Origin of the sequence: Pectobacterium polaris (genome assembly GCF_002307355.1) — a bacterium.
Lineage (GTDB): Bacteria > Pseudomonadota > Gammaproteobacteria > Enterobacterales > Enterobacteriaceae > Pectobacterium > Pectobacterium polare.
Genome location: NZ_CP017481.1, coordinates 415,123 through 441,921 on the forward strand (window position 1 = coordinate 415,123; position 26,799 = coordinate 441,921).

General features: G+C 53.6%; 22 protein-coding genes and 1 pseudogene. 13 read left to right on the forward strand and 10 right to left on the reverse strand.

The features are described from left to right. Positions 1-5 precede the first annotated feature (5 nt). On the forward strand, positions 6-317 hold the full coding sequence (gene ilvN, locus BJJ97_RS01855) for an acetolactate synthase small subunit (protein WP_095995306.1): 312 nt from the start codon (positions 6-8) through the stop codon (positions 315-317). A gap of 34 nt (positions 318-351) precedes the next feature. Here ilvN and BJJ97_RS01860 read toward each other — a convergent pair whose 3' ends face one another. Next, positions 352-1,122 (reverse strand): DedA family protein, encoded by a 771-nt coding sequence (locus BJJ97_RS01860; RefSeq protein WP_095700640.1) that lies wholly within the window; start codon positions 1,120-1,122, stop codon positions 352-354. Between the two features lie 430 nt (positions 1,123-1,552). On the opposite strand from BJJ97_RS01860, the gene BJJ97_RS01865 reads away from it, so the two are divergent. The 4 genes from BJJ97_RS01865 (at position 1,553) to rluA (ending at position 9,524) form a co-directional block, all read left to right on the forward strand. Beyond that, a complete protein-coding gene (locus tag BJJ97_RS01865) occupies positions 1,553-3,133 on the forward strand; it encodes a sensor domain-containing diguanylate cyclase (protein ID WP_095995307.1) in 1,581 nt (526 codons plus the stop codon). Positions 3,134-3,246: 113 nt separating this feature from the next. Then, on the forward strand, positions 3,247-5,613 hold the full coding sequence (locus BJJ97_RS01870) for a DNA polymerase II (RefSeq protein WP_095992918.1): 2,367 nt from the start codon (positions 3,247-3,249) through the stop codon (positions 5,611-5,613). A gap of 185 nt (positions 5,614-5,798) precedes the next feature. Next, positions 5,799-8,702: an RNA polymerase-associated protein RapA gene (gene rapA / locus BJJ97_RS01875; RefSeq protein ID WP_095700642.1), complete on the forward strand. Its 2,904-nt coding sequence runs from the start codon at positions 5,799-5,801 to the stop codon at positions 8,700-8,702. Positions 8,703-8,870: 168 nt separating this feature from the next. Next, positions 8,871-9,524: a bifunctional tRNA pseudouridine(32) synthase/23S rRNA pseudouridine(746) synthase RluA gene (gene rluA, locus BJJ97_RS01880; protein ID WP_095700643.1), complete on the forward strand. Its 654-nt coding sequence runs from the start codon at positions 8,871-8,873 to the stop codon at positions 9,522-9,524. An 82-nt stretch (positions 9,525-9,606) separates the two neighbouring features. Here the strand turns inward: rluA and djlA are convergent, their stop codons facing one another. After that, positions 9,607-10,497, reverse strand: coding sequence for a co-chaperone DjlA (djlA, locus tag BJJ97_RS01885; RefSeq protein ID WP_095992919.1), 891 nt, complete (start codon positions 10,495-10,497; stop codon positions 9,607-9,609). A 149-nt stretch (positions 10,498-10,646) separates the two neighbouring features. Between djlA and lptD the strand changes: the two genes are divergently transcribed. From lptD to apaH, 6 genes and pseudogenes are all read left to right on the forward strand, one after another. Beyond that, positions 10,647-13,046 (forward strand): LPS assembly protein LptD, encoded by a 2,400-nt coding sequence (lptD, locus tag BJJ97_RS01890; protein ID WP_174865001.1) that lies wholly within the window; start codon positions 10,647-10,649, stop codon positions 13,044-13,046. A 97-nt stretch (positions 13,047-13,143) separates the two neighbouring features. Beyond that, positions 13,144-14,439, forward strand: a complete 1,296-nt coding sequence (surA, locus tag BJJ97_RS01895; protein ID WP_039541454.1) for a peptidylprolyl isomerase SurA — start codon at positions 13,144-13,146, stop codon at positions 14,437-14,439. Next, complete coding sequence (pdxA, locus tag BJJ97_RS01900; RefSeq protein ID WP_095992920.1) at positions 14,439-15,440, forward strand: 4-hydroxythreonine-4-phosphate dehydrogenase PdxA; 1,002 nt, start codon at positions 14,439-14,441, stop codon at positions 15,438-15,440. Before surA ends, pdxA begins: the two co-directional genes overlap by 1 nt. Further along, positions 15,433-16,251, forward strand: coding sequence for a 16S rRNA (adenine(1518)-N(6)/adenine(1519)-N(6))-dimethyltransferase RsmA (rsmA, locus tag BJJ97_RS01905; RefSeq protein WP_039483405.1), 819 nt, complete (start codon positions 15,433-15,435; stop codon positions 16,249-16,251). Before pdxA ends, rsmA begins: the two co-directional genes overlap by 8 nt. A 12-nt stretch (positions 16,252-16,263) precedes the next feature. Continuing rightward, the gene (apaG, locus tag BJJ97_RS01910) at positions 16,264-16,641 is read left to right on the forward strand and encodes a Co2+/Mg2+ efflux protein ApaG (protein ID WP_039483402.1); all 378 of its coding nucleotides are present in this window, start codon (positions 16,264-16,266) and stop codon (positions 16,639-16,641) included. Between the two features lie 2 nt (positions 16,642-16,643). After that, positions 16,644-17,500: pseudogene (gene apaH, locus BJJ97_RS01915) on the forward strand (bis(5'-nucleosyl)-tetraphosphatase (symmetrical) ApaH). Positions 17,501-17,540: 40 nt separating this feature from the next. On the opposite strand, the gene BJJ97_RS01920 reads toward apaH, so the two are convergent. After that, a complete protein-coding gene (locus BJJ97_RS01920) occupies positions 17,541-17,735 on the reverse strand; it encodes a hypothetical protein (RefSeq protein WP_072012364.1) in 195 nt (64 codons plus the stop codon). Positions 17,736-17,877: 142 nt separating this feature from the next. After that, positions 17,878-18,399: a DMT family transporter gene (locus tag BJJ97_RS01925; protein ID WP_095992921.1), complete on the reverse strand. Its 522-nt coding sequence runs from the start codon at positions 18,397-18,399 to the stop codon at positions 17,878-17,880. Positions 18,400-18,510: 111 nt separating this feature from the next. On the opposite strand from BJJ97_RS01925, the gene BJJ97_RS01930 reads away from it, so the two are divergent. After that, on the forward strand, positions 18,511-19,416 hold the full coding sequence (locus BJJ97_RS01930) for a LysR family transcriptional regulator (protein ID WP_095992922.1): 906 nt from the start codon (positions 18,511-18,513) through the stop codon (positions 19,414-19,416). A 79-nt stretch (positions 19,417-19,495) separates the two neighbouring features. On the opposite strand, the gene folA is transcribed toward BJJ97_RS01930, so the two are convergent. The 3 genes from folA to BJJ97_RS01945 form a co-directional block, all read right to left on the reverse strand. Next, positions 19,496-19,978, reverse strand: a complete 483-nt coding sequence (folA, locus tag BJJ97_RS01935) for a type 3 dihydrofolate reductase (RefSeq protein ID WP_095992923.1) — start codon at positions 19,976-19,978, stop codon at positions 19,496-19,498. A gap of 98 nt (positions 19,979-20,076) precedes the next feature. Further along, positions 20,077-20,547 carry a threonine/serine exporter gene (locus BJJ97_RS01940; protein WP_039483391.1) on the reverse strand — a complete coding sequence of 157 codons (471 nt, stop codon included), beginning with the start codon at positions 20,545-20,547 and terminating at the stop codon, positions 20,077-20,079. Continuing rightward, on the reverse strand, positions 20,538-21,311 hold the full coding sequence (locus tag BJJ97_RS01945) for a threonine/serine exporter family protein (RefSeq protein WP_095995308.1): 774 nt from the start codon (positions 21,309-21,311) through the stop codon (positions 20,538-20,540). Before BJJ97_RS01945 ends, BJJ97_RS01940 begins: the two co-directional genes overlap by 10 nt. Before the next feature lie 220 nt (positions 21,312-21,531). Between BJJ97_RS01945 and BJJ97_RS01950 the strand changes: the two genes are divergently transcribed. Then, positions 21,532-22,146, forward strand: coding sequence for a LysE family transporter (locus BJJ97_RS01950; RefSeq protein ID WP_095992924.1), 615 nt, complete (start codon positions 21,532-21,534; stop codon positions 22,144-22,146). Positions 22,147-22,247: 101 nt separating this feature from the next. Here the strand turns inward: BJJ97_RS01950 and BJJ97_RS01955 are convergent, their stop codons facing one another. From BJJ97_RS01955 to carB, 3 genes are all read right to left on the reverse strand, one after another. After that, entirely contained in the window at positions 22,248-22,616 is a 369-nt protein-coding gene (locus tag BJJ97_RS01955; RefSeq protein WP_095992925.1) for a VOC family protein, read from the reverse strand. A 97-nt stretch (positions 22,617-22,713) separates the two neighbouring features. Beyond that, a complete protein-coding gene (locus BJJ97_RS01960) occupies positions 22,714-23,403 on the reverse strand; it encodes a helix-turn-helix transcriptional regulator (protein WP_095700653.1) in 690 nt (229 codons plus the stop codon). Positions 23,404-23,564: 161 nt separating this feature from the next. Then, complete coding sequence (gene carB, locus BJJ97_RS01965) at positions 23,565-26,789, reverse strand: carbamoyl-phosphate synthase large subunit (RefSeq protein ID WP_039487125.1); 3,225 nt, start codon at positions 26,787-26,789, stop codon at positions 23,565-23,567. Positions 26,790-26,799: the final 10 nt, after the last annotated feature.

Here is a 26,799-nt window from a genome sequence, read left to right on the forward strand (position 1 = left end):
TGACTATGTCAATTCAACCAACCTCGCTAACGCAAGCAACGTCAAATCAGGTCACGCTGGAACTCTCGGTGCGCAACCACCCCGGTGTGATGTCACACGTTTGCGGCCTGTTTGCCCGCCGGGCATTTAACGTAGAAGGCATTCTGTGTATGCCGCTGGCAAATGGAGAGGAAAGCCGGATCTGGCTACTGGTCAAAGATGACCAGCGGCTACAGCAAATGATCAGTCAGGTGGAAAAGCTGGAAGACGTCCTTCAGGTTCGCCGTCACAGCGAAGAAATGCGTATTTTCGAGCAGGTCGCTGAGTTTTACTGCTAAATGGCTTGGCCGGGTCTTCCCGGCCTGCACAACATTACCCGTTTAACACCTGCCATAGCAGATGGCGGTAAACTGGCATCAGCGGGTGCTGAATCAGTACGACCAACAAGGCAACCGCCGCCACGGACATCACGGGCGCGACCCAGCGCAGGCGTCTGAGCGGCATCTTTCTGCTAAACCAGTCATGATGTTTACGCTTATCACTACGCCACCAGCGCCAATTTAGCCAACCTGCGCCCCACACCATGATGGCAGTAATCAGCAGCAGCCATTTAAATCCTGCGCTGTTCGTCCCCGCAGGAATATCAATCGCGACACCAGCCAGAATGCCCGGTAAGAAATAGGCCGGCGGCCACAGCAGGCAGCCGATAATATTCGGCACGGCAAATTTATAAGGCGGTAACCCCAGCATCCCCGCCACCATCGGGATGAGCGGACGGGTCGGGCCGACAAAACGCCCGATCAGTATCGTCGGCATCGGGTGCTGATACAGGGCATATTCGGTTTTACTCAGCAACGCCTGATGCTTTTTCAGGAAAGACCAGTTATGCAGCGGTGCCTTAAAACGCATGCCAATGAAATAGGAAATCCAGTCCCCTAGCAGGCAACCGATAATCCCTGCCCCCCACGCTGGGTAAAGTCCCATTTGTCCGCTGCCGATCAGTGCCCCCAGCGTTGCCATCATCACCGTTCCCGGCAACAGCAGCCCGACCAAAGCCAGAGATTCCAGAAAGGCAACCAGCATGACGGCGATCAGTGAATACGCTAGCGATTGGGTAACCAGATGATCCAGCCACGCTTCCATAAAATCTACCCGTACGTTATAAAAACAAGGATTGTCTGGATCATAGCAGAAGCCGTCAACTCCTGATTTCACCGCATCATTCGATTGTGGCTACGGTAAAAAATCAACACGCCGGATTACCACGCGATTTCGTCTCTCAGGCGAGAGCGATCCCGGTTTGCTAGCACGAAACCCAGCAATATCCTACTGAAAATATGTAGCATAGTTTATCTATCCCCTGTTGAAACGATCTCAGTTCGCGGGTACCAAAAGTCTATACGTTCTGATAAATATCAACTATTCCCCTTATCAGGGCATACGCAATATCATTTTCCAATTCAAGCCGTTAGCACGACTTCAGTAATGTCGTTTTATGGTCAATTCTTTTGCACCGACGGGCATCAACACTTATGATAGCGGTCATTTTTTGCCACCGTGCCACACTGCCACTATGTTTTTTAAACTATTCAAACATGTCGGATTACGACGTCTTATCCTACTCTTGGCAGTGGCGAGCGCCTTGGTAACACTGGCAAACAGTTTTTATGCCAGCTATCGCGTCCAACGAGAGCTGCTGATTGATAACACCCTTGAAGCCAACCGCGTTTACGCCACCAAGCTCGCGGCAATGACCCATTCCTTCTTTAAGGAATCCCAGCAGCAGCTCGCCTACAGCGCCAATATCGTTGCCACTCAGATGGATGATAAGGTCGGTCTGTTTAAAGAAGCCGAGCGCCTGCGGCTACAAACCAGCAATTTCAACTCTGTCGTCATTGCAGATGAAAAAGGGATCGTCAGAGCCACATCGCCCGATACGTTCCAATTAATCGGGAGAAGCCTGACAACCGAAGGCGCTCTCGAAGCCTTGAAAGAAAAGCAGCCGCTTATCAGCCAGCCCTATGTATCCGCCGCCAATAACCTCATCGTGCTGATATCTTCGCCGATATTCACACGAGATGGCCGCTATAAGGGGTTTATCGGTGGGTCTATCTATCTTAAGCAGCCCAGCGTGCTCAATACGCTCTTAGACAAACACTATTACCGCGACGGTTCTTATATTTATGTCACCGATAAGAACAAAAAGATGCTGTATCACCGTGACATGGAGCGTATTGGCAAAACAGAAACCAATAATCTGCAGATCGATGCGCATCATGAAAATAATGGCAGCCAGCATATGGTGAACTATCTGGGCGAAGTCATGCTGGCGGGCTACGCCGTTGAAGCCACCTCACAGTGGCAGGTTGTGGCGCTTCGCCCGATGGACATCACGCTGAAACCGCTCGATAGCCTGATGCTGAACGTGCTGCGTCACACGCTTCCGCTTGCGCTGTTGACCATCTTCTGCGTCTGGCTGCTGGCCCGACTCATCGCCCAGCCGCTGTGGCTGCTGGCGCGCAGTGCCAATAAGATGGATGCACTCGATGTCTCCGACGACATCAGAAATATCCACTCCTGGTATTTCGAAGCCTCGCAGCTCAAACAGGCGATGCTGCTGGGTATCGATTTACTCCAGCGCAAAATTGGTAAGTTGCGTTCTGAAGCACACTCAGACCCCATGACCGAACTGCTCAATCGTCGTGGGTTGGATAGCGTGCTCCGCTACTGGCAAATGGGGCAGAAAAGCTTTGCAGTCATCGCGCTGGATATCGATCGCTTCAAGCGCATCAATGACACCCACGGCCACGATGTCGGCGACAACGTCATTCGCTATCTCTCACAGCTCATTCGCACCAGCTCACGCGATTCCGACATTCTGTGCCGCAGCGGCGGTGAAGAATTTTTGATTCTACTGCCGGAAACCAGTCTCGACGTCGCACTCAGCATCGCTGAACGGCTACGGCAGCGTGTGCAGGAATCGACCATTCCTGTCGTGGGCAATATCACCATCTCATTAGGCGTTGCCCTGTGGGAACCGGGCGTCAGCGATATGCCAATCGATCGCACCTTCAAGCTGGCAGATGAAGCCCTGTATCAAGCCAAGCAAGAAGGCCGCAACCGCGTGGTCTCTGCCTCCGGCAGCGAGCAGTAATCTATTTTTCCCTCTTCACTATCATAGGTGATGTCGCTGGACATCACCTGTATAAATAACCATACTTATCCCTACCATCCTTCCCTATCTCGCTTGCTATAAAAGGCCGCTTAGTGACTCAGGTTCGTCAGGGGTTTCTACTGACCCGCCACTGGAACGACACACCAGCCGGCACGCAGGTTGAATTCTGGCTGGCCACCGATGAGGGCCCGCAGCTCGCACGCCTGCCAGTACAGCAGGCCGTTGCCTTTATTCCCGCACAGCAGGAAGCCCGCGCCAGAACGCTCTTACAGCAGGAAAAACGCTGGCAGTTAAAACCGCTCGACATGCAGGATTTCCACCATCAGCCGCTGCTGGGGCTGTATTGCCCACAATACCGACAGCTGCTGCGGCTGGAGAAATTGCTGCGTGAAGGCGGCGTTCAAGTCTACGAAGCGGATATTCGTCCGACGGAACGCTTTCTGATGGAACGCTTTATCACCGCACCCGTATGGTTTAGCGGCAACACCACGTCAGATAGCCTGCTGACGGAAGCCCGTATGAAGCCAAATCCCGATTACCGCCCGACGCTCAAACTGGTGTCGTTGGATATCGAAACCACCCGCCACGGTGAGCTTTACTGCATCGGGCTGGAAGGCTGCGGACAGCGTCAGGTTTACATGCTCGGCCCACCGAACGGCACGCCTGCCGAGCGCGAGGATTTTACGCTTGAGTACGTCGCCAGCCGCCCGCTGCTGCTGGAAAAGCTGAATGCCTGGATGCAGCAGCACGATCCCGATGCCATCATTGGCTGGAATCTGGTGCAGTTTGACCTGCGCGTCTTGCAGAAACATGCCGAGCGCTACAACATTCCGCTCAAACTGGGGCGCAACGGACAGGCGTTAGAATGGCGGGAACACGGTTTTAAACAGGGGCATTTTTTTGCCAGCGCTACTGGCCGTTTGATTATCGACGGCATTGAAGCGCTCAAATCCGCGACGTGGAATTTTGCCTCGTTTAGTCTGGAATTTGTCGCGCAGTCGCTGCTGGGGGAAGGCAAAGCTATCGACACGCCCTATCAGCGTATGGACGAGATCGACCGTCGTTTTGCCGAAGATAAGCCCGCTCTCGCTCGCTATAACCTGCAAGACTGCGAACTGGTCACGCGTATTTTCGACAAAACCGAGCTGCTGCCTTTCTTGCTAGAGCGCGCCAGCGTCACCGGACTAGCAGCCGACCGCAGCGGGGGTTCCGTCGCCGCATTTTACCACCTCTATTTACCGCGCATGCATCGCATGGGTTACGTTGCCCCGAATCTGGGTGATGTCGCGCTTGAAGCCAGTCCCGGTGGATTTGTGATGGATTCGCGTCCCGGCCTGTATGACTCGGTGCTCGTGCTGGATTATAAGAGCCTCTACCCTTCCATTATCCGTACGTTCCTGATCGATCCGGTCGGGTTGGCGGTAGGAACGCAGAATCCTGACGCTCAGCACGCCGTCTCCGGCTTTCGCGGGGCGTGGTTCTCCCGCGAACAGCATTGCCTGCCAGCGATTGTCGAGCAAATATGGCAAGGGCGTGAAGCGGCGAAGCGCACCAATAATAAGCCACTGTCGCAGGCGTTAAAGATCATCATGAATGCCTTTTACGGCGTGCTGGGCGCGACAGGCTGTCGCTTCTTCGATCCGCGTCTCGCCTCTTCCATCACCCTACGCGGCCATGAAATCATGCGTAAAACGCGCGAACTGATCGAGGAACAGGGCTATCAGGTGATTTATGGCGATACCGACTCTACCTTTGTCTGGCTGAAGCACGCGCATAGCGAAGAGGAAGCAGCAAAGATTGGCAACGCGCTGGTGCAGCACGTCAACCACTGGTGGACACAGCATCTGCAAGACACCCAGCAGTTGACCAGCGCACTAGAACTGGAGTTTGAAACACATTTTCGCCGCTTCCTGATGCCAACGATTCGCGGTGCGGAACAAGGCAGTAAAAAACGCTACGCCGGCATGATCGACACGCCGCAAGGCGAAAAGATGGTGTTCAAAGGGCTGGAAACCGTGCGCACCGACTGGACACCGCTGGCACAACAGTTTCAGCAGCAGCTCTATCTGCTGATTTTTCAGCAACAGCCTTATCAGGACTGGCTGCGGGATTATGTCGATCGTACCCTGAACGGTGATTTTGACGATCTGCTGATCTACCGTAAACGGCTGCGCCGTCGGCTCGATGATTACCAGCGCAACGTGCCGCCCCACGCCAGAGCCGCGAAAATCGCCGATGATTATAACCGCCAGCAGGGGCGACCGCTGCAATACCAAAACGGCGGCTGGATCAGCTATGTGATGACCGTCAACGGCCCCGAACCATTGGAAACCCGGCATGCTCCGCTGGATTACCAGCATTATGTCGAACGCCAGCTCCAGCCCGTCGCGGATGCCATTCTACCGTTCCTGCACGACGATTTTGCTACACTGGTAACAGGTCAGATGGGTCTGTTTTAAATGGCAGACATTCATGTTGTTAGATGAAAGGGGTTAATTCGCGCCACAGCAAGTTTGAGGGGTGACGAACGCACCGTCATCTATTACCATAACGCCCTTTCTGAATTTGCATCAGCAGCATTATCGGCAACCGATAATGTAATCAGACATTCCTCCGACACAGACGAACATCGAGCTAAGAATTTATGCCTTTTACACTTGGTCAGCGCTGGATCAGCGATACGGAAAGCGAACTTGGACTGGGAACGGTTGTTGCCGTCGATACGCGTATGATTACGCTGCTTTTCCCTGCCAGCGGTGAAAACCGACTTTATTCCCGCAGCGACGCCCCCATCACCCGCGTGATGTTCAATCCCGGCGACACCGTCACCAGCCATGAAGGCTGGCAGCTCAAAGTGGATGACGTGCGAGAAGAAAAAGGGTTGCTGGTGTATTGCGGCCAACGCCTGGACGATGAAACGTCGGCGGAACTGCGTGAAGTCTTCCTCGACAGCAAACTGACGTTCAACAAACCACAAGATCGCCTGTTCGCCGGACAGATCGATCGTATGGATCGCTTTGCCCTGCGCTATCGCGCCCGTAAGCATCAGAACGAACAGGCGCTGCAACAGTGGGGCGGATTGCGCGGCATGCGTGCCAGCCTTATCCCCCATCAGCTTCATATCGCTCATGAAGTCGGCCAACGCCACGCGCCACGCGTTTTGCTGGCGGACGAAGTCGGTCTGGGAAAAACCATTGAGGCAGGGATGATCATCCACCAGCAGTTGCTGGCGGGTCGTGCCAGCCGCGTGCTGATTGTCGTGCCGGAAACCTTGCAACATCAGTGGCTGGTCGAAATGCTGCGCCGCTTTAACCTACTGTTCTCATTGTTTGACGACGAGCGCTATGCCGAAGCCAAGCTGGACAGCAGCAATCCGTTTGAAACCGAACAGCTAGTGATCTGCTCACTGGGATTTGTGCAACGCAGCGCCCAGCGCTTTGCGCAGCTCGTCAACGCCGACTGGGATCTGCTGGTGGTGGATGAAGCCCACCATCTGGTTTGGAGCGAAGAAAGCCCTAGCCCGGAATATCAGGCCATTGAAACGCTGGCACGCGCCACGCCAGCCGTTCTGCTCTTAACGGCAACACCGGAACAGCTCGGCCAACAGAGCCACTTTGCGCGCTTGCGCCTGCTCGATCCCAACCGTTTCCACGACTATCAGGAATTCGTTGCCGAACAGCAGCAGTACCGTCCGGTTGCCGATGCCGTCACGTTGCTGTTAGCGGGCGAAAAAGCCCAAACGGCTGAACTGAATGCGCTAAGCGATCTGCTGGGCGAGCAGGACATTGAACCGCTGCTGAAAGCCATCAACAGCGACAGCGATGACAATCAGAAGGCGCGTCAGGAACTGATCACCATGCTGATGGATCGCCACGGCACCAGCCGTGTGCTGTTCCGTAACACGCGTCAGGGGGTTAAAGGCTTCCCGCATCGTGTCCTGCATCAAATCCGCCTGCCGCTGCCGGCGCAGTACCAAACGGCGATTAAAGTGTCCGGCATTATGAACGCGAACAAGGCGCTGGAAGTCCGCGCCCGCGACATGCTGTACCCGGAACAAATTTATCAACAGCTCGAAGGGGACGATGCCACCTGGTGGAACTTCGATCCGCGCGTGGAATGGTTACTGAACTACCTGACCGCCAATCGTGATGAAAAAATCCTGGTGATCTGTGCACAGGCAGCCACCGCGCTACAGCTGGAACAAGTGCTGCGCACGCGTGAAGCCATCCGTGCCGCCGTCTTCCATGAAGGGCTGTCGATTCTTGAACGTGACCGTGCCGCCGCCTATTTTGCTTCTGAAGAAGAAGGCGCACAGGTACTGATCTGTTCAGAGATCGGTTCCGAAGGCCGTAACTTCCAGTTTGCCAGCCATTTAGTGATGTTCGATCTGCCGTTCAACCCCGATCTGCTGGAACAGCGTATTGGTCGTCTGGACCGTATCGGGCAGGCAAAAGAAATTCAGATCATGGTGCCGTATCTGGAAAATACCGCACAGGCCTTGCTGGTACGTTGGTATCACGAAGGATTGGATGCGTTTGAACACACCTGTCCGACGGGTCGTACCATCTATGATGCCCACCATGCGCAGTTGATCGAACGGCTGACGACGGTCGGTGAACAGCAGGGACTGGATGAGTTTATCCATGTTTGCCGTCAACAGCACGACAGCCTGAAGCAACAGCTTGAACAAGGCCGCGATCGCCTGCTGGAAATGCATTCTAACGGTGGCGAACAGGCTCAACTGTTAGCGCAGGCCATTGCCGAGCAGGATAATGACGTCAATCTGGTGACGTTCGCCCTGAACCTGTTTGATATTGTTGGCATCAATCAGGAAGATCGCAGCGATAACCTGATCATCCTGACGCCATCCGATCATATGCTGGTGCCAGACTTCCCAGGATTGCCGCAGGACGGCTGTACGATCACCTTCGATCGCGATCAGGCGCTCTCCCGCGAAGACGCACAGTTTATCAGTTGGGAACATCCGCTCATCCGTAACGGACTCGATCTGGTGCTGTCCGGCGATACCGGAAGCTGTGCAGTGTCGCTGCTGAAAAACAAAGCGCTGCCGGTCGGCACGCTGCTGGCTGAGCTGGTTTACGTGGTGGAAGCACAGGCACCGAAACACCTGCAACTGACCCGCTTCCTGCCGCCAACACCGGTTCGCCTGCTGATGGACCGTAAAGGCACCAATCTGGCGGCACAGGTTGAGTTTGAAAGCTTCAACCGCCAGCTCAATGCGGTAAACCGTCATACGTCCAGCAAACTGGTGAATGCGGTACAGCCCGATGTTCACGCCATGCTGCAACAGGCGGAAGCGCTGGTGGAAACGCAGGCGCGCCAGCTTATCACCGAGGCTCAGGAGCAGGCTGACCTGCAATTACGCCGCGAGCTGGAACGTTTGGAAGCGCTGAAAGCCGTCAACCCCAACATTCGTGAAGATGAGCTGACCGCACTGGAAAACCAGCGCGAGCAGGTGCTGAGCAATCTGCACGAAGCCAACTGGCGTCTGGATGCTATTCGTCTGGTTGTGGTGTCACATCAGTAAACGTTTCTGACAGCGGTATAGGCATAACCCTCATACCGCTGTTATAAAGACACGTTGTTTGCAAAATCGAGATACACGGGCATACCACGGGGCGAGGTCTCCCTGCGGGAACCTCATCCCCGTGTTCTCCCTAATATCACACATTATATGTTGTCTGAAGGTGCTCCGATGGAACCCTATAATCCGCCTACCGATCCCTGGTTGCATATTCTGTATCAGGATCAGCACATCATGGTGGTGAATAAACCCAGCGGTTTGCTGTCGGTTCCCGGCCGCGCGCCAGAACACAAAGACAGCGTCATGAGCCGCATTCAGGCTGACCACCCGACGGCAGAATCTGTGCATCGTCTGGATATGGCAACCAGCGGCGTGATTGCCGTTGCACTCACGAAAGCCGCCGAGCGCGAATTAAAGCGTCAGTTTCGCGAGCGTGAACCCAAGAAATCCTACCTTGCCCGCGTCTGGGGACATATGGCGCAGGATGAGGGCGTCATCGATCTGCCGCTGATCTGTGACTGGCCGAACCGCCCGAAACAGAAAGTCTGCTTTGAAACAGGAAAATCAGCACAGACGGAGTATCAGGTACTTTCGCGTGACGCTGACGGTACAACACGCGTCAAGCTGATGCCGATTACCGGTCGCTCTCATCAACTACGTGTTCACCTGCTTGCGCTGGGCCACCCTATCCTCGGCGATGGCTTTTATGCGCATCCCGATGCCAAAGCGCTGGCCCCCCGCCTTTTACTGCACGCACAAGAACTGGCCATCACCCACCCAGCGTTCAATACCCCGATGCACTTTCGTTGCGAAGCGGATTTCTGAAGCAAACTCACTGACGGTATTTGTAAATCGGGTTTGGTAGAGCAGTAAAACGGGGAAGTAATAAGAAGAGGAAGGATGCGGATTATTTTGTCTGATTCGCGCTTTTCAACAGTTCATAGGCGGCCTGAATATCCTGCGCTTTGCGTTTGGCCATCTCCATCATCCTTGGCGAAAGCTTCTTGGCGACCAGCTTATCGGGATGATGTTCGCTCATGAGTTTGCGGTAGGCGCGCTTAATCGTCACGGCGTCATCGCTGCTGCGCACGCCCAGCGTACGACAGGCACTTTCGACTGTTGGCCCTCGCGGCGGTGAGGCTGGGCGTTGGCCGCCATAAGAGTGTCCGTTGGAGTACCCCCCGCTGGAGTGACCGTTACTGCGGCGCTGGTGCGATTTACCGTTCTGGCGTGACTGATTCTGCCGCGACTGCTGCCCCGTGGTACTTTCCATATTCCGCAGAAAAAACTCAAACTGCTCACGCGTTACGCCCAACTCATCGGCAATCACGTACAACACGCGTCGCTCGTTCGGATGCAGAACGCCATCAACAAACGCGACCTGAAGCTGAATTTCCAGAAACATCTTAATTAAATCAAAACGACCCAGACAGGCATCGCGCAGCTTGCGTAATTTTATTCGCAGAGGGAAATGGGTCGTCTTTCCTTCGCGGAAAGCCCGTTGAGCGGCAGCTCTGGCCTCACCAAACAGCTCAAGACGGTCCATCATTTTGGTCGCGATCTTGATATCAGCTTCCGTCACCCGACCTTTGGATTTGGTCAGGTGTCCCATGGCCTGAAAGGTCGTGAGAAAGAACAATGACTGACGGGTAGACTGAGCGGAGAAATAATCACGGCGACGCGATGCCCGGGCTTTGTCAATCCAATGCCCCATCAGTAAGCCCATGATCATTCCCCAGATGCCAGCACTTGAGACGATTCCCAGCGCCAACCCCAGCAACTTTCCCCAATACCGCATATACTCCTCAAATCCTCATGCCGTCAGCCAAAAATTGCTTTATCATACCTGTCATTTATCTTTGCACCTAACGGCGGTGCGTATAGGCGGTGGGGATTTAACACTGGCGCAACGCTAACGAGTGATATAGTCTCTGACCGTTTGCCGGCATGATGCCCCTGATGACGGAACACCTGATACCACGTATGAAAAAAAGTTTCCCAACTCTGCTGGCCACTCTGGTTTGGTCGGCGCTTTACAGCCAGCACGCGCTGGCCGATCTCGCTCAACAGTGCATGCTGGGTGTACCTACGTACAACAGACCACTGGTAACAGGCGATCCCAACCAGCTGCCGGTCAATATTCAGGCCGACAAAACCGAAGCCAACTATCCCGACAATGCCAAATTCATCGGCAATGTTAACATCCAGCAGGGTAATAGCGTCATGACCGCCGAACAGGTGGAGCTGAACCAGTTGGATCCGGCAACGCAGGGTAGCACACCCACGCGTACTATTACCGCGACGGGAAATGTCCACTACGACGACAATCAGGTCATCCTGAAAGGCCCTAAAGCCTGGGCCAACCTGAACACCAAAGATACCGACGTCTATGAAGGCGACTATCAGATGGTGGGCCGTCAAGGGCGTGGTTCCGCCGACAAAATGAAAATGCGTGACAGCAATCGCTACACCATTCTGGAAAACGGCTCCTTCACTTCCTGTCTGCCGGGAGATAATAGCTGGAGTGTCGTCGGTTCGGAAGTGATTCAAGACAGAGAAGAGCAGGTTGCTGAAATCTGGAACGCGCGTTTCAAGATTGCTGGCGTACCTGTGTTCTATAGCCCGTATTTACAGCTTCCTATCGGCGATAAACGACGCTCTGGCTTCCTGATCCCCAATGCAAAATATGGTAGCAGCAATGGCTTCGAACTGCTGACGCCCTATTACTGGAATATCGCCCCTAATTTTGACGCCACGATCACCCCGCATCTACAAACTAAGCGTGGTATGCAGTGGCAGAACGAATTCCGCTACCTGACCACACCGGGTCTTGGTGTCATTCAGTTCGACTGGCTGCCCAGCGACAATGAATACGCCAAAGTCTCCCCGCAGGATGATAACGACACCCGCTGGCTGTTCCACTGGGGTCACAGTGGCGTGATGGATCAGGTGTGGCGTTTTGACGCGGACTACACAAAAGTCAGCGACGACCGCTACTTCACCGATCTGGAATCGACTTACGGTTCAACGACCGATGGCTACGTCACCCAAAAATTCAGTGCGGGCTATGCGAACCAAAACTGGAACACGTCGCTGTCCACCAGACAATTCCAGGTCTTTTCCAATGCGACCACCCGCGATGTCTACCGTGCGGAGCCGCAGCTCGATATCAATTATTACCAGAATGATATCGGCCCGATTGATATGCACCTTTATGGTCAGGCGGTAAAATTTACCAACGTCAACGACAATCGGCCGGAAGCGACTCGTCTGCACGTTGAGCCAACGCTGAATCTCCCGCTAGCAAACCGCTGGGCCAGCCTGAATACCGAAGCCAAGCTATTAGCGACGCACTATCAGCAGGACAATCTGGATCGCTATCGTGCCGATCCTACCGTCACCGACGTCAATAAAAACGCACTCCAAAGTTCCGTTAACCGTGTCATGCCGCAATATAAAGTCGATGGCAAAATGGTCTTTGAGCGCGAAATGAACTGGTCGCAGGCTTATACCCAGACGCTGGAGCCTCGCGCGCAATACCTGTTCGTGCCTTATCGCGATCAGAGCGGCATTCATACCTATGACTCCACGCTGATGCAGACCGACTATTCCGGCCTGTTCCGCGATCGCAGCTACAGCGGCCTGGATCGCATCGCGTCCGCGAATCAGATTGCGACCGGTGTCACTACGCGTATTTATGATGATGCGCTGGTTGAACGTTTTAACGCTTCTATTGGTCAAATCTATTACTTCGATCGTCCACGTACCGGCGACCGCAATACGTCACTCGATAAAAGTGATAACAACGGTAGCCAGGTGTGGGCCGGTGATTCCTTCCTGAAAATCGATGACAGTTGGGGCGTTCGCGGTGGTCTGCAATATGACAATCGTCTGAACGAAGTCGCGCTGGGCGACGCCGTGTTAGAATACCGTCGTGATGCAGAACGTCTGGTGCAGTTGAACTACCGTTACGCCAGCCCTGAATATATTCGCGACATGTTGCCGAACGTGACAAATCAGGGTTCTCAGCAAGGTATCTCGCAGGTCGGTATCACTGCGAGCTGGCCGATCGTCGAACGTTGGGCAGTGGTTGGGGCTTATTATTACGACACCAAAGCTAATCAGCCAGCAAACCAGCTGATTGGTTTACAGTACAATACCTGTTGTTGGGCCGTGAGCGTCGGTTATGAACGCAAAATTACCGACTGGAACAGCGCCAGCCGCAGCAGCGAATACGACAACAAAGTGTCATTTAATATCGAATTACGTGGTTTAAGCAGCAATTACAGTCTGGGTTCCGAAAAAATGCTTCGCTCGGGTATTTTGCCTTACCAGCGCGCATTCTGATGTCATCCAGAGTGCTGAGCCGATAAGGGAAAACAGGCTGTCTCACTGAAACGTTGGAACTTTTAACCCGCCTTGCGGATGAAATAATGGGAAAGGTATGAAGAACTGGAGAACGCTTATTCTCGGATTGGCACTGAGTGCCTCTACCGCGTTCGCAGCACCACAGGTGGTTGATAAAGTCGCAGCAGTGGTCGACAACAGCGTCGTGTTGGAAAGTGATGTAAACAGTCTTTTGCAGTCGGTAAAACTGAATGCCCAGCAGGCCGGGCAGCAGTTGCCGGATGATGCCACGCTGCGTCATCAGATTACCGATCGCCTGATCATGGATAACATCATCCTGCAAATGGCGCAGAAGATGGGTATCCAAGTGACGGATGAGCAGTTGAATCAGGCGATTACCAATATTGCCGCTCAGAACCGGATGTCTCTGGACCAGCTAAAAAGCCAATTGGCTTATGAAGGTCTTAACTACAACACCTACCGTAACCAGATTCGTAAAGAGATGCTGATTTCGGAAGTGCGTAACAACGAAGTCCGTCGTCGCATTACCGTACTGCCTCAGGAAGTCGATACGCTGGCTAAGCAAATCGCCACCCAGACCGGTGAAAACGATGAGCTGAACCTGAGTCACATTCTGATCCCATTACCGGAAAACCCGACTCAGCAGCAGGTTGATGAAGCGGAAAATCTGGCAACGTCGCTGGTGAAGCAAATCAGTGAAGGCGCAGATTTTGGTAAGCTGGCCATCACTTACTCATCTGATTCTCAGGCGCTGAAAGGCGGCCAAATGGGCTGGGGCAAGCTGCAGGAGATCCCAACGCTGTTTGCCGAACGCTTAACACAGGCGCAGAAAGGTCAGGTTGTTGGCCCGATCCGTTCTGGTGTAGGTTTCCACATTCTGAAAGTGAACGATATTCGCGGCGGTAACAAAAGCGTATCGGTAACTGAAACGCATGCTCGCCATATTCTGATCAAACCGTCTGTCGTCATGACAGACAGTCAGGCGCAAGCCAAGCTGGCCGAAGTGGCACAGCAGATCAAAAACGGCAGCACCGATTTCGCTTCGCAAGCCAAACTGCTCTCTCAGGACCCAGGTTCAGCGAATCAGGGCGGCGACCTTGGCTGGGCTTCTCCAGATATGTACGATCCAGCCTTCCGCGATGCGTTGTTGAAACTGAAGAAAGGCGAAATCAGTCAACCTGTTCATTCCTCTTTTGGCTGGCACCTGATTCAGCTGCTGGATACCCGTCAGGTTGATAAAACCGACGCGGCGCAAAAAGAGCAAGCATACCGTATGATCTTTAATCGTAAATTCGCTGAAGAAGCGCAAACCTGGATGCAGGAACAGCGTGCAGCGGCCTATGTCAAAGTGATTAATGGTGCCAGTAACTAATGCAGACTGAGAGCAATACGCCACGCGTTGTGATCACCCCCGGCGAACCCGCCGGGATTGGCCCCGATCTGGTGATTGCTCTGGCTCAGCAGGCCTGGCCTGTAGAGCTAGTGATCTGTGCGGATCCTGACCTGTTATTCAGTCGCGCATTGCAGTTGTCGATGCCGCTGACGCTGCGTGACTATCAACCCGGTCAGCCCGCACAGCCACAGCAGGCAGGTAGCCTGACCATTCTGCCGATCGCCGCACCGGCAACCATCATTCCAGGTGACTTGACTGTCGCTAACAGCGCTTATGTCGTTGAGACACTGGCGCGTGCGTGTGATGGCTGTCTGAACGGCGAATTCGCCGCGCTGATTACCGGCCCGGTACATAAAGGCATTATCAACGATGCTGGTGTCCCATTCAGCGGGCACACTGAGTTTTTCGCCGATCGCAGTCACTGTGAACGTGTCGTCATGATGCTGGCAACGGAAGAACTGCGCGTCGCCTTAGCGACCACGCATCTGCCGCTTGCAGCCGTTTCTGCGGCGATTACCCGCCAGAGCCTGCACGAAGTCATCACGATTTTGCATCATGACTTGCAGACAAAATTCGGTATCGCTCAACCGCAAATCTATGTGTGTGGGCTAAATCCTCATGCCGGTGAAGGCGGCCATATGGGCCGTGAAGAGCTGGATGTGATTAACCCCGCGCTGGATGAACTACGGCAGCAGGGCATCACTCTGGTTGGGCCGTTACCTGCCGATACGCTTTTCCAGCCTAAGTATCTGCAACACGCTGACGCCGTTTTAGCGATGTACCACGATCAAGGGCTCCCGGTTCTGAAATATCAGGGCTTCGGGCGCGCCGTTAATATCACGTTGGGGTTACCTTTTATTCGTACGTCGGTCGATCACGGTACAGCGCTAGAGCTGGCCGCAACCGGCAGCGCCGACCCCGGCAGCTTCATCACGGCATTAAATCTTGCCATTAAAATGATAAAACACAGTAATGAATAATCGCGTACACCAAGGTCACTTCGCCCGTAAACGTTTTGGGCAAAACTTTTTAAACGATCACTTCGTGATCGATAGCATCGTTTCGGCGATTCATCCTCAGCCAGGTCAAGCGGTCGTCGAGATCGGTCCCGGCCTCGGCGCGTTGACCGCGCCCGTTGGCGATCGGATGGATCGTTTTACCGTTATTGAACTGGATAGGGATCTGGCAGCACGGTTGGAAAAACACCCGACGCTGAAAGATAAGCTGACCATTATTCAGCAAGATGCCATGACGATCGATTTCGCCGCGCTCGCTGAACAGGCTGGGCAACCGCTGCGTGTTTTCGGCAACCTGCCGTATAATATTTCCACACCGCTGATGTTCCACTTGTTCACCTATACTCAATCTATCCGTGACATGCACTTTATGTTGCAGAAAGAAGTGGTTAACCGTTTAGTGGCGGGTCCGAACAGTAAAGCCTTTGGGCGTTTGAGCGTCATGGCACAATATTATTGCCAGATAATCCCGGTGCTTGAAGTGCCACCGGAAGCATTCAAGCCCGCGCCTAAAGTTGATTCTGCCGTAGTGCGACTTGTTCCTCATGCCGAGATCCCCTATCCAGTCAAGGATATCCGCGTATTGAGCCGCATCACGACGGAAGCGTTTAACCAGCGCCGTAAGACATTGCGTAACAGTCTGGGCAACTTGTTCACCCCAGAAATCCTCACCGAGCTGGGGATCAATGTCACCAGTCGCGCAGAGAATGTAACCGTTGAGCAATATTGCCGATTGGCGAACTGGCTGAGCGAGCATCCTGCAAAACAGGAATAACTGGAGTTCATCATGATTAATGCGCCCCGTGTTTGTTTACAGGTTCAGAGCTTCTACGTGGAATCACAGTCGGAGCCTGATGAAGAACGTTTCGTGTTTGCTTACACGATTACGATCCGCAATCTGGGGCGTCATGAAGTCCAGCTTTTGGGGCGTTATTGGCAGATCACCAACGGTAACGGTCGCCAGACTGAAGTTCAGGGTGAAGGCGTAGTCGGCGAACAGCCGATTATCCAGCCCGGCGGCGAATTCCAATATACCAGCGGTGCCGTCATAGAAACGCCTCTTGGCACGATGGAAGGCCACTACCATATGGTTGACCATCAAGGTAAAGCGTTTCAGGTTCCAATCCCCGTTTTCCGTCTGGCTATCCCTTCACTGATACATTAATTATGTCTACCTATTTAGTTGGCGATGTTCACGGCTGTTACGTTGAACTGAATGCGCTATTGGCGCAAGTTTCCTTTAATCCAGAGCAAGATACGCTTTGGTTAACTGGCGATTTAGTCGCTCGCGGACCGGATTCGCTTCAGGTTCTGCGCTTTGTTCGTTCCCTCGGTTCCTCTGTCCGTATGGTGCTTGGCAATCACGATCTGCACCTGCTAGCCGTTTATGCCGGTATCAGCCGTAATAAGCCGAAAGATCGGCTCAACGAGCTCTTCACCGCACCGGACGCCGACGAGCTTATCAACTGGCTACGCCGCCAGCCGATTCTACAGGTTGATGAAGAATTGAAGCTGGTGATGGCGCACGCGGGCATCACGCCGCAGTGGGATCTGCCGACGGCGCTGATGTGCGCACGCGAAGTCGAGTCGATCCTGAGCAGCGACAGCTACCCGCTTTTCCTCGATGCCATGTATGGCGATATGCCGAACCATTGGAGCCCAGAGCTCAGCGGTCTGGCTCGTCTACGCTTTAGCACCAACGTCTTTACCCGTATGCGCTACTGCTTCTCCGGCGGACAATTGGATATGCTCTGCAAAGAGCCGCCAAGTCAGGCCCCCTCTCTGCTAAAACCGTGGTTTGAGCTGCCGAGCCAGGTTGCCGGGGAATACGCTATCGCCTTCGGCCATTGGGCATCACTGGAAGGGAAAGGCACACCGGAAAACATTTACGCACTGGATACCGGGTGCTGTTGGGGGGAGAACTGACGATGCTGCGTTGGGACGATAAGCGCTATTTCACGCAACCATCACTCTCATCAAACACCGAACTCTCTGGCGAGATCGCGCCCTTATCGGGTGAGTAAAGGCGAGAAAGCGTTGACGCTATCGCCAGCCGTGCTGGTTTCATAGAAAAGGGAAAGCCGTCCCAGACTGAGCCTTTTGGGATGGCGGCACGACCAACTCCTCGGTGGGAATCGACCAGATGCCACCGCCAAGAAACCCGGCTAAACCAACGGCTTCTACGTCGCCTGATGGTAATTCACGGCGGCGTGGATCGCTCAGACGGTCAGTATTCAGATTACTGTTTCTATTCGTCATGCGTACTGTCTCCTACCTATCAAACACTGCGACTCAACGGCATTTCGATTTAACGACGAAAGCCGTTACCCGTTTTGATACTAACGATGACAGATGACGGAAATGTGACCCTTTTCGTAGGAAATGGAGAGTTAGCCCCTCACTATGGTTGTTTATGGGTTTCAACGGCGGGTTTGGTCAGTGGTTGAGAAGCCGCAGAATATTGCACCACCAGCATCCCCATAATGATTAACGCGACACCCGCGATTCGCCCCAGCGTAGCAGGCTTCACTGCCAGCCCCATCAAACCAAAATGATCGATCATCAGCGATGCCACAACCTGACCGACAATCACACAGACGATAAAACCTGACGCCCCGAGCTTTGGCGTCAGCAATAATGCGGCGGTGATATAAGCCACGCCCGCCACTCCGCCCAGCCAGATCCACCACGGCCCCTGCAAGACATTGCCAAGTGCTGGCGTCGGCACCCGAGCAGAAAACAGAATCGGCAGCAGCACACAGATGCTAACCAGCAGGGACACCAGTGTTGCCCAAAGCGGATGGCCTAACGAGCGCCCCAGCATCGCATTACTGGCGGCCTGAAAAGGCACAATGCTCCCGGCAAATACCGCAATACCCAGCGGCAGCAATAATGAGAGAGAAAAAGAAGAGAATAACGACATGGAGCCCCCTGATTCACAATATAAAGTTCACAACACAATTGGGATGTTCCAATACTCACTCATCCATTAAACTGATGGAAATTCGTAATTCATACGGAAGGCATTCATAGAATGGATGATTTACGTCGCATCGATATGAATCTGCTGCTAACGCTTCATGCACTGTTGACGGAAAAACACGTCACGCGGGCAGCGCTGCGCCTGCACCGTAGTCAGCCTGCCGTCAGCCATTCATTATCACAGCTTCGCCAGATTTTTAACGATCCGCTGTTAGTTCGGCGTGAAGTCGGTCTGACGCTGACGACCCGCGCTCAGGCGCTACTCGGCCCGCTGGAACAGGCGCTTGATCAGTTGAACGGGCTTATCCAGACACCGCAATTCGATCCGCGCCATAGCACGCGACATTTCCGTCTGGCACTGTCTGATTACGGAACAAACGCAGTCTTGCCAACGCTCATGCGGCATCTACGCGTGCAGGCACCCGGTATTTCGCTGGCTGTCAGCCATGCTGGCCGTGAAATGATGCTGGCACAGCTGATCGATGGGGAAATCGACTTCGGCCTTGGCGTGTTCCCTGAACACCCGCCTGAAATACACGCCGAGCTTCTCTTTGAAGAACAGTTCGCCTGTTTGGCCGACCGCACCACGCTGCCGGAAAACGGTACGCTGTCGTTTGAAGCATGGCTGGAACGGCCACATGTTCTGGTCACGATGCATCCCGATTCAGCCAATGAAGTGGACAGCGCGCTTGCTGCAAGCGGCCTATCGCGCAACGTCGTGCTGACGCTGCCCCACTGGCATGCCGCCATCAATCTCATTGCCGGTACTGACCTGATTTTGACCGCTGCACGGCGCAGCATGGCCCACATCACTACGCCAGACTTACACATTTTTCCGCCGCCGTTCGTGATACCCAACTTTGCATTCCAGCAGGTATGGCATACGCGACGCGAGAGCGACCCTGCACATCGCTGGCTGAGAAAAGCTATTTGGGATAGCTGTCAGGCGGGGAAGTAAAACATCAGGTCAGAAACGAAAAAACCCGCAAAGGCGGGTTTAGCTATTCATCGACAGAATGTTATCGCAGGAAAGACGCTTAGCGACGTTCCAGAATTTCGAAGCAGTAACTGTGTGAGTTGCGCTCGTCAGCATCATGGAACTCGCTGAAAACAGACTGCCATTCGTCCGGCTCATAGTCAGGGAAATGCGTGTCGCCTTCCACTTCAGCATCAATGTGCGTCAGATAGAGGCGGTTAGCCTGCAGCAGCATTTGTTGATAGATACTGCCGCCGCCAATCACCATCACTTCCTCGACGTCGCCCGCCGCCGCCAGCGCAGCGTCCAGCGAAGAGACCCAGGTCACACGATCGTCATCACCGGGATGATTGCTGACGACAATGTTCAGTCGGCCGGGCAGCGGCTGACCGATAGAACGGAAAGTATTACGCCCCATAATAATCGGCTTATTAAGCGTATTACGCTTAAACCATGCCAGATCGGCTGGCAAATGCCACGGCATCGCGTTTTCCATACCAATCACGCGATCCACTGCCAGTGCAGCAATCAAACTAATAACCATGGTGAAAAAACCCTGTAGGTCAGAAAATTGCTGACACTATACGGAAAGCCCTTTCGCTCGTCGATATAGATACAAGACCGAAACGTAATATAAGCGTTTTATACTCCCGGCCGTTTACGGTAGAGCCAGATCCCCGGTAAAGACAGGCCGATAGAGAGCGCACCGACGATAAAACTGGCCTTCAGGAAATTGGTCATCATGACGTTCATCAGCGCTTCGCTGTAGCCAAGATGCGAAATTTCCACCACCGAAATCATCGCCGTATAGGCAGAAATGCCGGGAAACATCGGGATCACCGCCGCTACGGTAAAGACTTTCGGATGTGCCAGCAGCCAGCGTGACCAGCGAATACCGATGATGCCAATTAGGATTGCCGCCAGAAACGACGCCCACTCGATATTCATGCCGAAATGTATCGCCAGAAACCGTACGCCATGCCCGACACCGCCCAGCAGCGCACAGTAAGGCAGCACTTTCAGCGGCACGTTGAAGACCATCGCAAACCCCAACGCAGGAACCGCCGCCAGCACCATATCCTGCAAGAGTGCCCACAGTAAACTTAAGCCCATCCGCGTAACCCCCACAGCGACATCGCCATCACGACCCCGATACAGGTCGCCAGCGTCAGTAAACTCGCGACCGTCCAGCGTGCCAGACCGGTATTCACGTGACCTTTAAACATATCCGCCACGGCGTTAATCAACGGAAAACCGGGAACCAGCAGCAGCACGCTCGCCGCCATCGCTACCGTCGAGGTTTGAGAAAAAGCGGGTAAACGCATCAACAATCCGGATGCCGACGTCGCAACAAACGCCGTAATACAGAAGTTAATCAACGGATTCAGGTGTCGCGCCGTAAAGACCTGCCGGACATACATCGCCAGACCGCTGGCAATCAGCGTGACGATGAACGCATCCCACCCACCACCGTTCAAGCGACTGAAGCAGCCGCAGGAAAGCGCGACAACGGACACCATCAGCCAGCGCGGATAGCGCAGCGGCTTGATATTTCCCAGACGTTTTTCCACCCCTGCCACATCCAGCAGTTTATGCTCGGCCATGATGACCGCATGCTGAACCTCAATGACGACGTGCATATTAATGCCACGGTCCACATTCTTCCGCGTCGACGTCAGGCAATGCCCCTGCATGATAGTGGTCAGCACAATCGAATTTGCTGAGATGGAGCTCTCAACGCTATCAGCGCCGAGCGCCATACCCAGCCGTGACGACAGCTGTTCTACTACCATACTCTCTGCGCCATGCTGTAACAGCAGCAGCGCACACTGGATACACAGTCGGGTTATTTCCCGCTGCTGTGGCGCTTCGCCCATCCGTTTTGCGTCACTAGATTGTTTTTCGCTACTGAATGATTCACGGTTCTCACGTTCACTGACCATGTTGTTATCTCAACCTGCCCCTGAAATTAACCACAAAAAACCAAAGGATAATTGTTAACATATCACCGCCGAATAACCAATAAGTGTGATGCGAATTCATTATTCTGGCGCTATCATTTCAAACGTTCTTACTATTTCACTCTCTGGGATGACCATGTTAGAAACATCGCTGTTTGTCGCCACTATCGCCACGCTGGGGATGCTTTCTCCCGGCCCCGACTTTTTCCTCGTCATCAAGAACGCCACACGCTACCCACGCGTTACCGCACTGATGACCGCGTTTGGCGTAATCTGCGGCGTGGCGACCCACATGGCGTACTGCGTCGCGGGTCTGGCCGTCGTCATCACCACGACACCGTGGCTGTTTAATGTACTGAAATATGCGGGTGCCGCCTATCTGATCTGGATCGGTATTCAGGCGTTATTTGCGCGCGGCGGAAGCAAGATGGATGTCTCAAGTCAGGGGCAGCAAAGCATCAGCCTGAAAAAAGCGTTCCTGCAAGGTTACCTCTGCAATCTGCTGAATCCGAAAGCGACGCTGTTCTTTCTGGCGATGTTCACACAGGTCCTGAATATTCACTCCGGCATCGCTGAAAAACTGTGGTACGCCATGATTATCTGGCTGTTATCCGTTGTCTGGTGGCCGCTGCTGGTCATGCTTTTCCAAAGTGAACCGGTACGACGCGGCCTGACTAAAGCACAGAAACTGGTGGATAAGCTGCTCGGCACGGTGTTGATCGCACTGGGCATCAAAGTCGCACTGGGGTGATACTTGAGGTGTGCTTGTTCGCCGATAACAGGAAAATTCAATGTAAAAACCCCTCTCCGATTTTTACCGGAAAGGGGTTCTCATTTTATCCAGAGACGCGATTAGTTGCTGGCAAAATACACACGTATGCGATGTTGATCGGGATCGAGCGCCACAAACGTCAAACCGAAATCCATTTGGGTTATTTCCTGAATAAGAGCAATACCCCGTTTCTTCCAACTTTCATAAACCGCCTCTAATTCCGCCTCATTCTCGACACGAATGGCTAATTCACTACCACCACCAGCCAGCTCAGCCGTAGGCTTAACCTCATGTTTAGACCACAATCCCAATAAGAAACCGGAATCAAAGGCAAACATGGCATAGTTTTCCGACTTTTCAATTGGCTGAAGATCAAACAGCTCACGATAAAAACGCTCACTAGCAACAGCATTTTCCACGTATAAAATAATAAGATTCGGTGCGTTCATCAGAGATTCCCTGTATCAGGTGGAGTAATAAGCAGAAGCCTTCTGCTTGCCTGAATGCATCGTAGTACGCACCGTTGACAATTTTTGTCAGTAGCCATCACTGCTGAGGTATGTCCTCTTTTTCATGCCATTCTTTTAATAACTGCTGGCGGCGACGAGGATAACGCTGCTCCAAAACCGTCATGCCACGGATATGGTCAGCCCTGAAATGACGGAACTGCTGGCGAAGCTCACACCAGGCGGCAATCACATACGCTTGATCGAAAAAACCTAATGCAAACGGCCAGATAATGCGGTGAGACTCATTACCCTGAAGGTCACAGTAAACGATCTCGGTACGACGCTCGGTACGAATTGCGTGGCGTAAAACTGATAGCTCGATAACCATTGGGGTAACAAATTCTGCCTTACCCACTAATAACCCTGAAGAATCGAGCGCGTTGCGTAATTCCGGTGGTAATACCGCCGCAATCTTCATCAATGCATTACGGGCCGCGCGCCCCAAACGCTCATCCGTTCTTCTGACGACCCAGCGCGAACCCAATACCAATGCTTCGATTTCCTCTTCTGAAAACATCAGTGGGGGTAGCATGAATCCCGGGCGCAGGACATATCCTAACCCTGCCTCTCCCTCAATATGCGCTCCCTGCAATTGTAGCGTGGCAATATCGCGGTAGAGAGTTCTCTGGCTCACGCCTAATTTTTCCGCAAGATAGGCCCCCGTGACGGGAAAACGGTGGTGGCGCAATATCTGTAAAAGCTCGAGTAAACGCTGCGTTCTGGACATAATCTTACCTTGGCTTGAGGCGTGGAAAGTCCCTTCAATATCAGTCTGAAAGACGAGTGGTCGAAAAGAGAATTTCAGACGAAATAAAAAATACAAAAAAGCCAGCGCTGTTACCAACGCTGGCTTTCATTATCCGCTTACCGCCGACCGAAGTCGGTCAATCAGCCTTTAATCATCGCATGCATTTCCTGCACGGAAGTCACTTTCTCCGTCGGATCTGCCGTCAACGACATGGCCGTGGCGAAACCGCCGTTCAGCGTCGTGTCGTAGTGCACCTTATATTGCAGTGCGCTGCGGCGAATCAGCTTGGAGTCTTCAATCGCCTGACGCCCTGCGGTGGTGTTGACGATGTAGGTGTACTCGCCGTTCTTGATGCGGTCCTGAATGTGCGGACGGCCTTCATGCACCTTGTTCACCAGACGCGGATTAATACCGGCTTCGCCCAGCTCAATCGCCGTGCCGTGCGTGGCATCCAGCTCAAAGCCGTACTTCAGCAGCTTGGCCGCCAGATCCACCACGCGAGCTTTGTCGCCTTCACGTACCGACAACAGCGCACGTCCGGTTTTCTTCATGTGCGAACTGCTGCCCAGCATCGCTTTAGCAAACGCTTCAGCAAACGTGCGGCCTACACCCATGACTTCACCGGTTGAACGCATTTCTGGCCCCAGAATCGGGTCAACGCCAGGGAATTTGTTGAACGGCAGCACCACTTCTTTTACCGAGTAATACGGCGGGATAATTTCTTTCGTGACGCCCTGTTCAGCCAGCGTTTTGCCTGCCATCACGCGTGCCGCGACTTTCGCCAACGGAACACCCGTCGCTTTCGAGACAAACGGTACGGTACGCGCCGCACGTGGGTTCACTTCAATCAGATAAACTTCATTATCCTTCACCGCGAACTGCACGTTCATCAGGCCGCGAACGCAGAGTTCAAACGCCAGTTTTTCAACCTGCTGACGCATCACGTCCTGAATCTCTTTGCTCAGCGTATAAGCCGGCAGTGAACAAGCCGAGTCACCGGAGTGAACGCCCGCCTGCTCGATGTGTTCCATAATGCCGCCAATCAGCACGCGCTCGCCGTCACAAATCGCATCAACGTCGACTTCGATGGCATCGTCAAGGAAGCGGTCTAACAGCACCGGCGCATCGTTGGATACGCTAACCGCGTTTTGGAAGTAGCGACGCAGGTCGATTTCGTCGTACACGATTTCCATCGCGCGGCCGCCCAGAACATAAGAAGGACGGACAACCAGCGGGTAACCAATGCCACGCGCTTTTTCTACCGCTTGCTCAATGGTCGCGACCGTGGCGTTAGCCGGTTGCTTCAGCCCCAGACGATTAACAGCCTGTTGGAAACGTTCGCGGTCTTCTGCACGGTCAATCGCATCCGGGCTGGTGCCGATAACTGGCACACCCGCAGCTTCCAGCGCACGCGCCAGTTTCAATGGCGTCTGGCCACCGTACTGCACAATCACGCCTTTTGGCTTCTCGATGCGGACGATTTCCAGCACGTCTTCAAACGTTACTGGTTCGAAGTACAGACGGTCAGACGTATCGTAGTCTGTTGAAACGGTTTCCGGGTTGCAGTTGACCATGATGGTTTCATAACCATCTTCACGCAGCGCCAGTGAAGCGTGGACGCAGCAGTAGTCAAATTCGATCCCTTGACCAATACGGTTCGGCCCACCGCCCAGTACCATGATTTTGTCACGATCCTGAGTTGGATTGGCTTCACACTCTTCTTCGTACGTGGAGTACATGTAAGCTGTATCGGTCGAAAATTCTGCCGCACAGGTATCGACACGCTTATAGACCGGATGCAGGTCGAACTTATCGCGCAGCTTGCGAATTTCGCTTTCCGCCACGCCAGCCAGCGTCGCCAGACGCGCATCGGCAAAGCCTTTACGCTTCAATGCCCGCAGGAAATCGGCATCCAGCGCGGTAACACCTTTTTCAGCGACCTGCTCTTCCAGACGCACCAGCTCTTCAATCTGCACCAGGAACCAGCGGTCAACGTTGGTCAGGTTAAACACGCCATCGACAGACATCCCCGCACGGAAGGCATCGGCGATGTACCAGATACGCTCGGCACCGGCATCTTTCAGCTCGCGGCGGATTTTGGTCAGCGCTTCTGGATCGTCCAGATCCACTTTCGGATCGAAGCCAGTCGCGCCCACTTCCAGGCCACGCAGCGCTTTCTGCAAGGATTCCTGCTGCGTACGACCAATCGCCATCACTTCACCCACAGATTTCATCTGCGTGGTCAGACGGTCGTTAGCACCAGCGAATTTTTCGAAGTTGAAACGTGGAATCTTAGTCACAACGTAGTCGATAGCAGGTTCGAAGGACGCTGGCGTACGACCGCCAGTGATGTCGTTCATCAGCTCATCGAGCGTGTAACCCACTGCCAACTTGGCCGCGATTTTTGCAATCGGGAAGCCCGTTGCTTTAGACGCCAACGCGGAAGAACGTGATACACGCGGGTTCATTTCGATAACAATCAGGCGGCCAGTTTTCGGGTTTACCGAGAACTGAACGTTAGAACCGCCCGTTTCTACACCAATTTCACGCAATACCGCCATCGAGGCGTTACGCATGATTTGATATTCTTTGTCGGTCAGCGTTTGTGCCGGTGCAACGGTGATGGAGTCTCCGGTGTGGATCCCCATGGCATCGAAGTTCTCGATTGAGCAGACGATGATGCAGTTGTCGTTCTTATCACGCACCACTTCCATCTCATACTCTTTCCAACCGATCAGCGATTCATCGATCAACAGCTCTTTGGTTGGGGAAAGATCCAGACCGCGTTCGCAGATCTCTTCGAACTCTTCACGGTTGTAAGCAATACCGCCACCGGTGCCGCCCATCGTAAAGGAAGGACGAATGATGCACGGGAAGCCGACGTCAGCCGCAACCGCCAGCGCTTCTTCCATATTGTGTGCAATACCGGAACGCGCGGTATCCAAACCGATCTTCTTCATTGCCACGTCGAAGCGGCGGCGATCTTCTGCTTTATCAATCGCATCCGCCGTTGCACCAATCATGGTAACGCCGAATTCGGCCAGCACGCCCTGACGTTCCAGTTCCAGCGCACAGTTCAGCGCAGTCTGGCCGCCCATCGTTGGCAGCACTGCATCTGGGCGCTCTTTTTCAATGATTTTGCGCACTACTTCCCAGTGAATCGGCTCGATGTAGGTCGCATCGGCCATTTCCGGGTCGGTCATGATAGTTGCCGGGTTGGAGTTCACCAGAATAACGCGGTAACCCTCTTCACGCAGCGCTTTACACGCCTGTGCACCCGAGTAGTCAAACTCACACGCCTGGCCGATAACAATCGGGCCTGCGCCCAGAATCAGGATGCTTTTAATATCTGTACGTTTTGGCATTTTCTCGCTC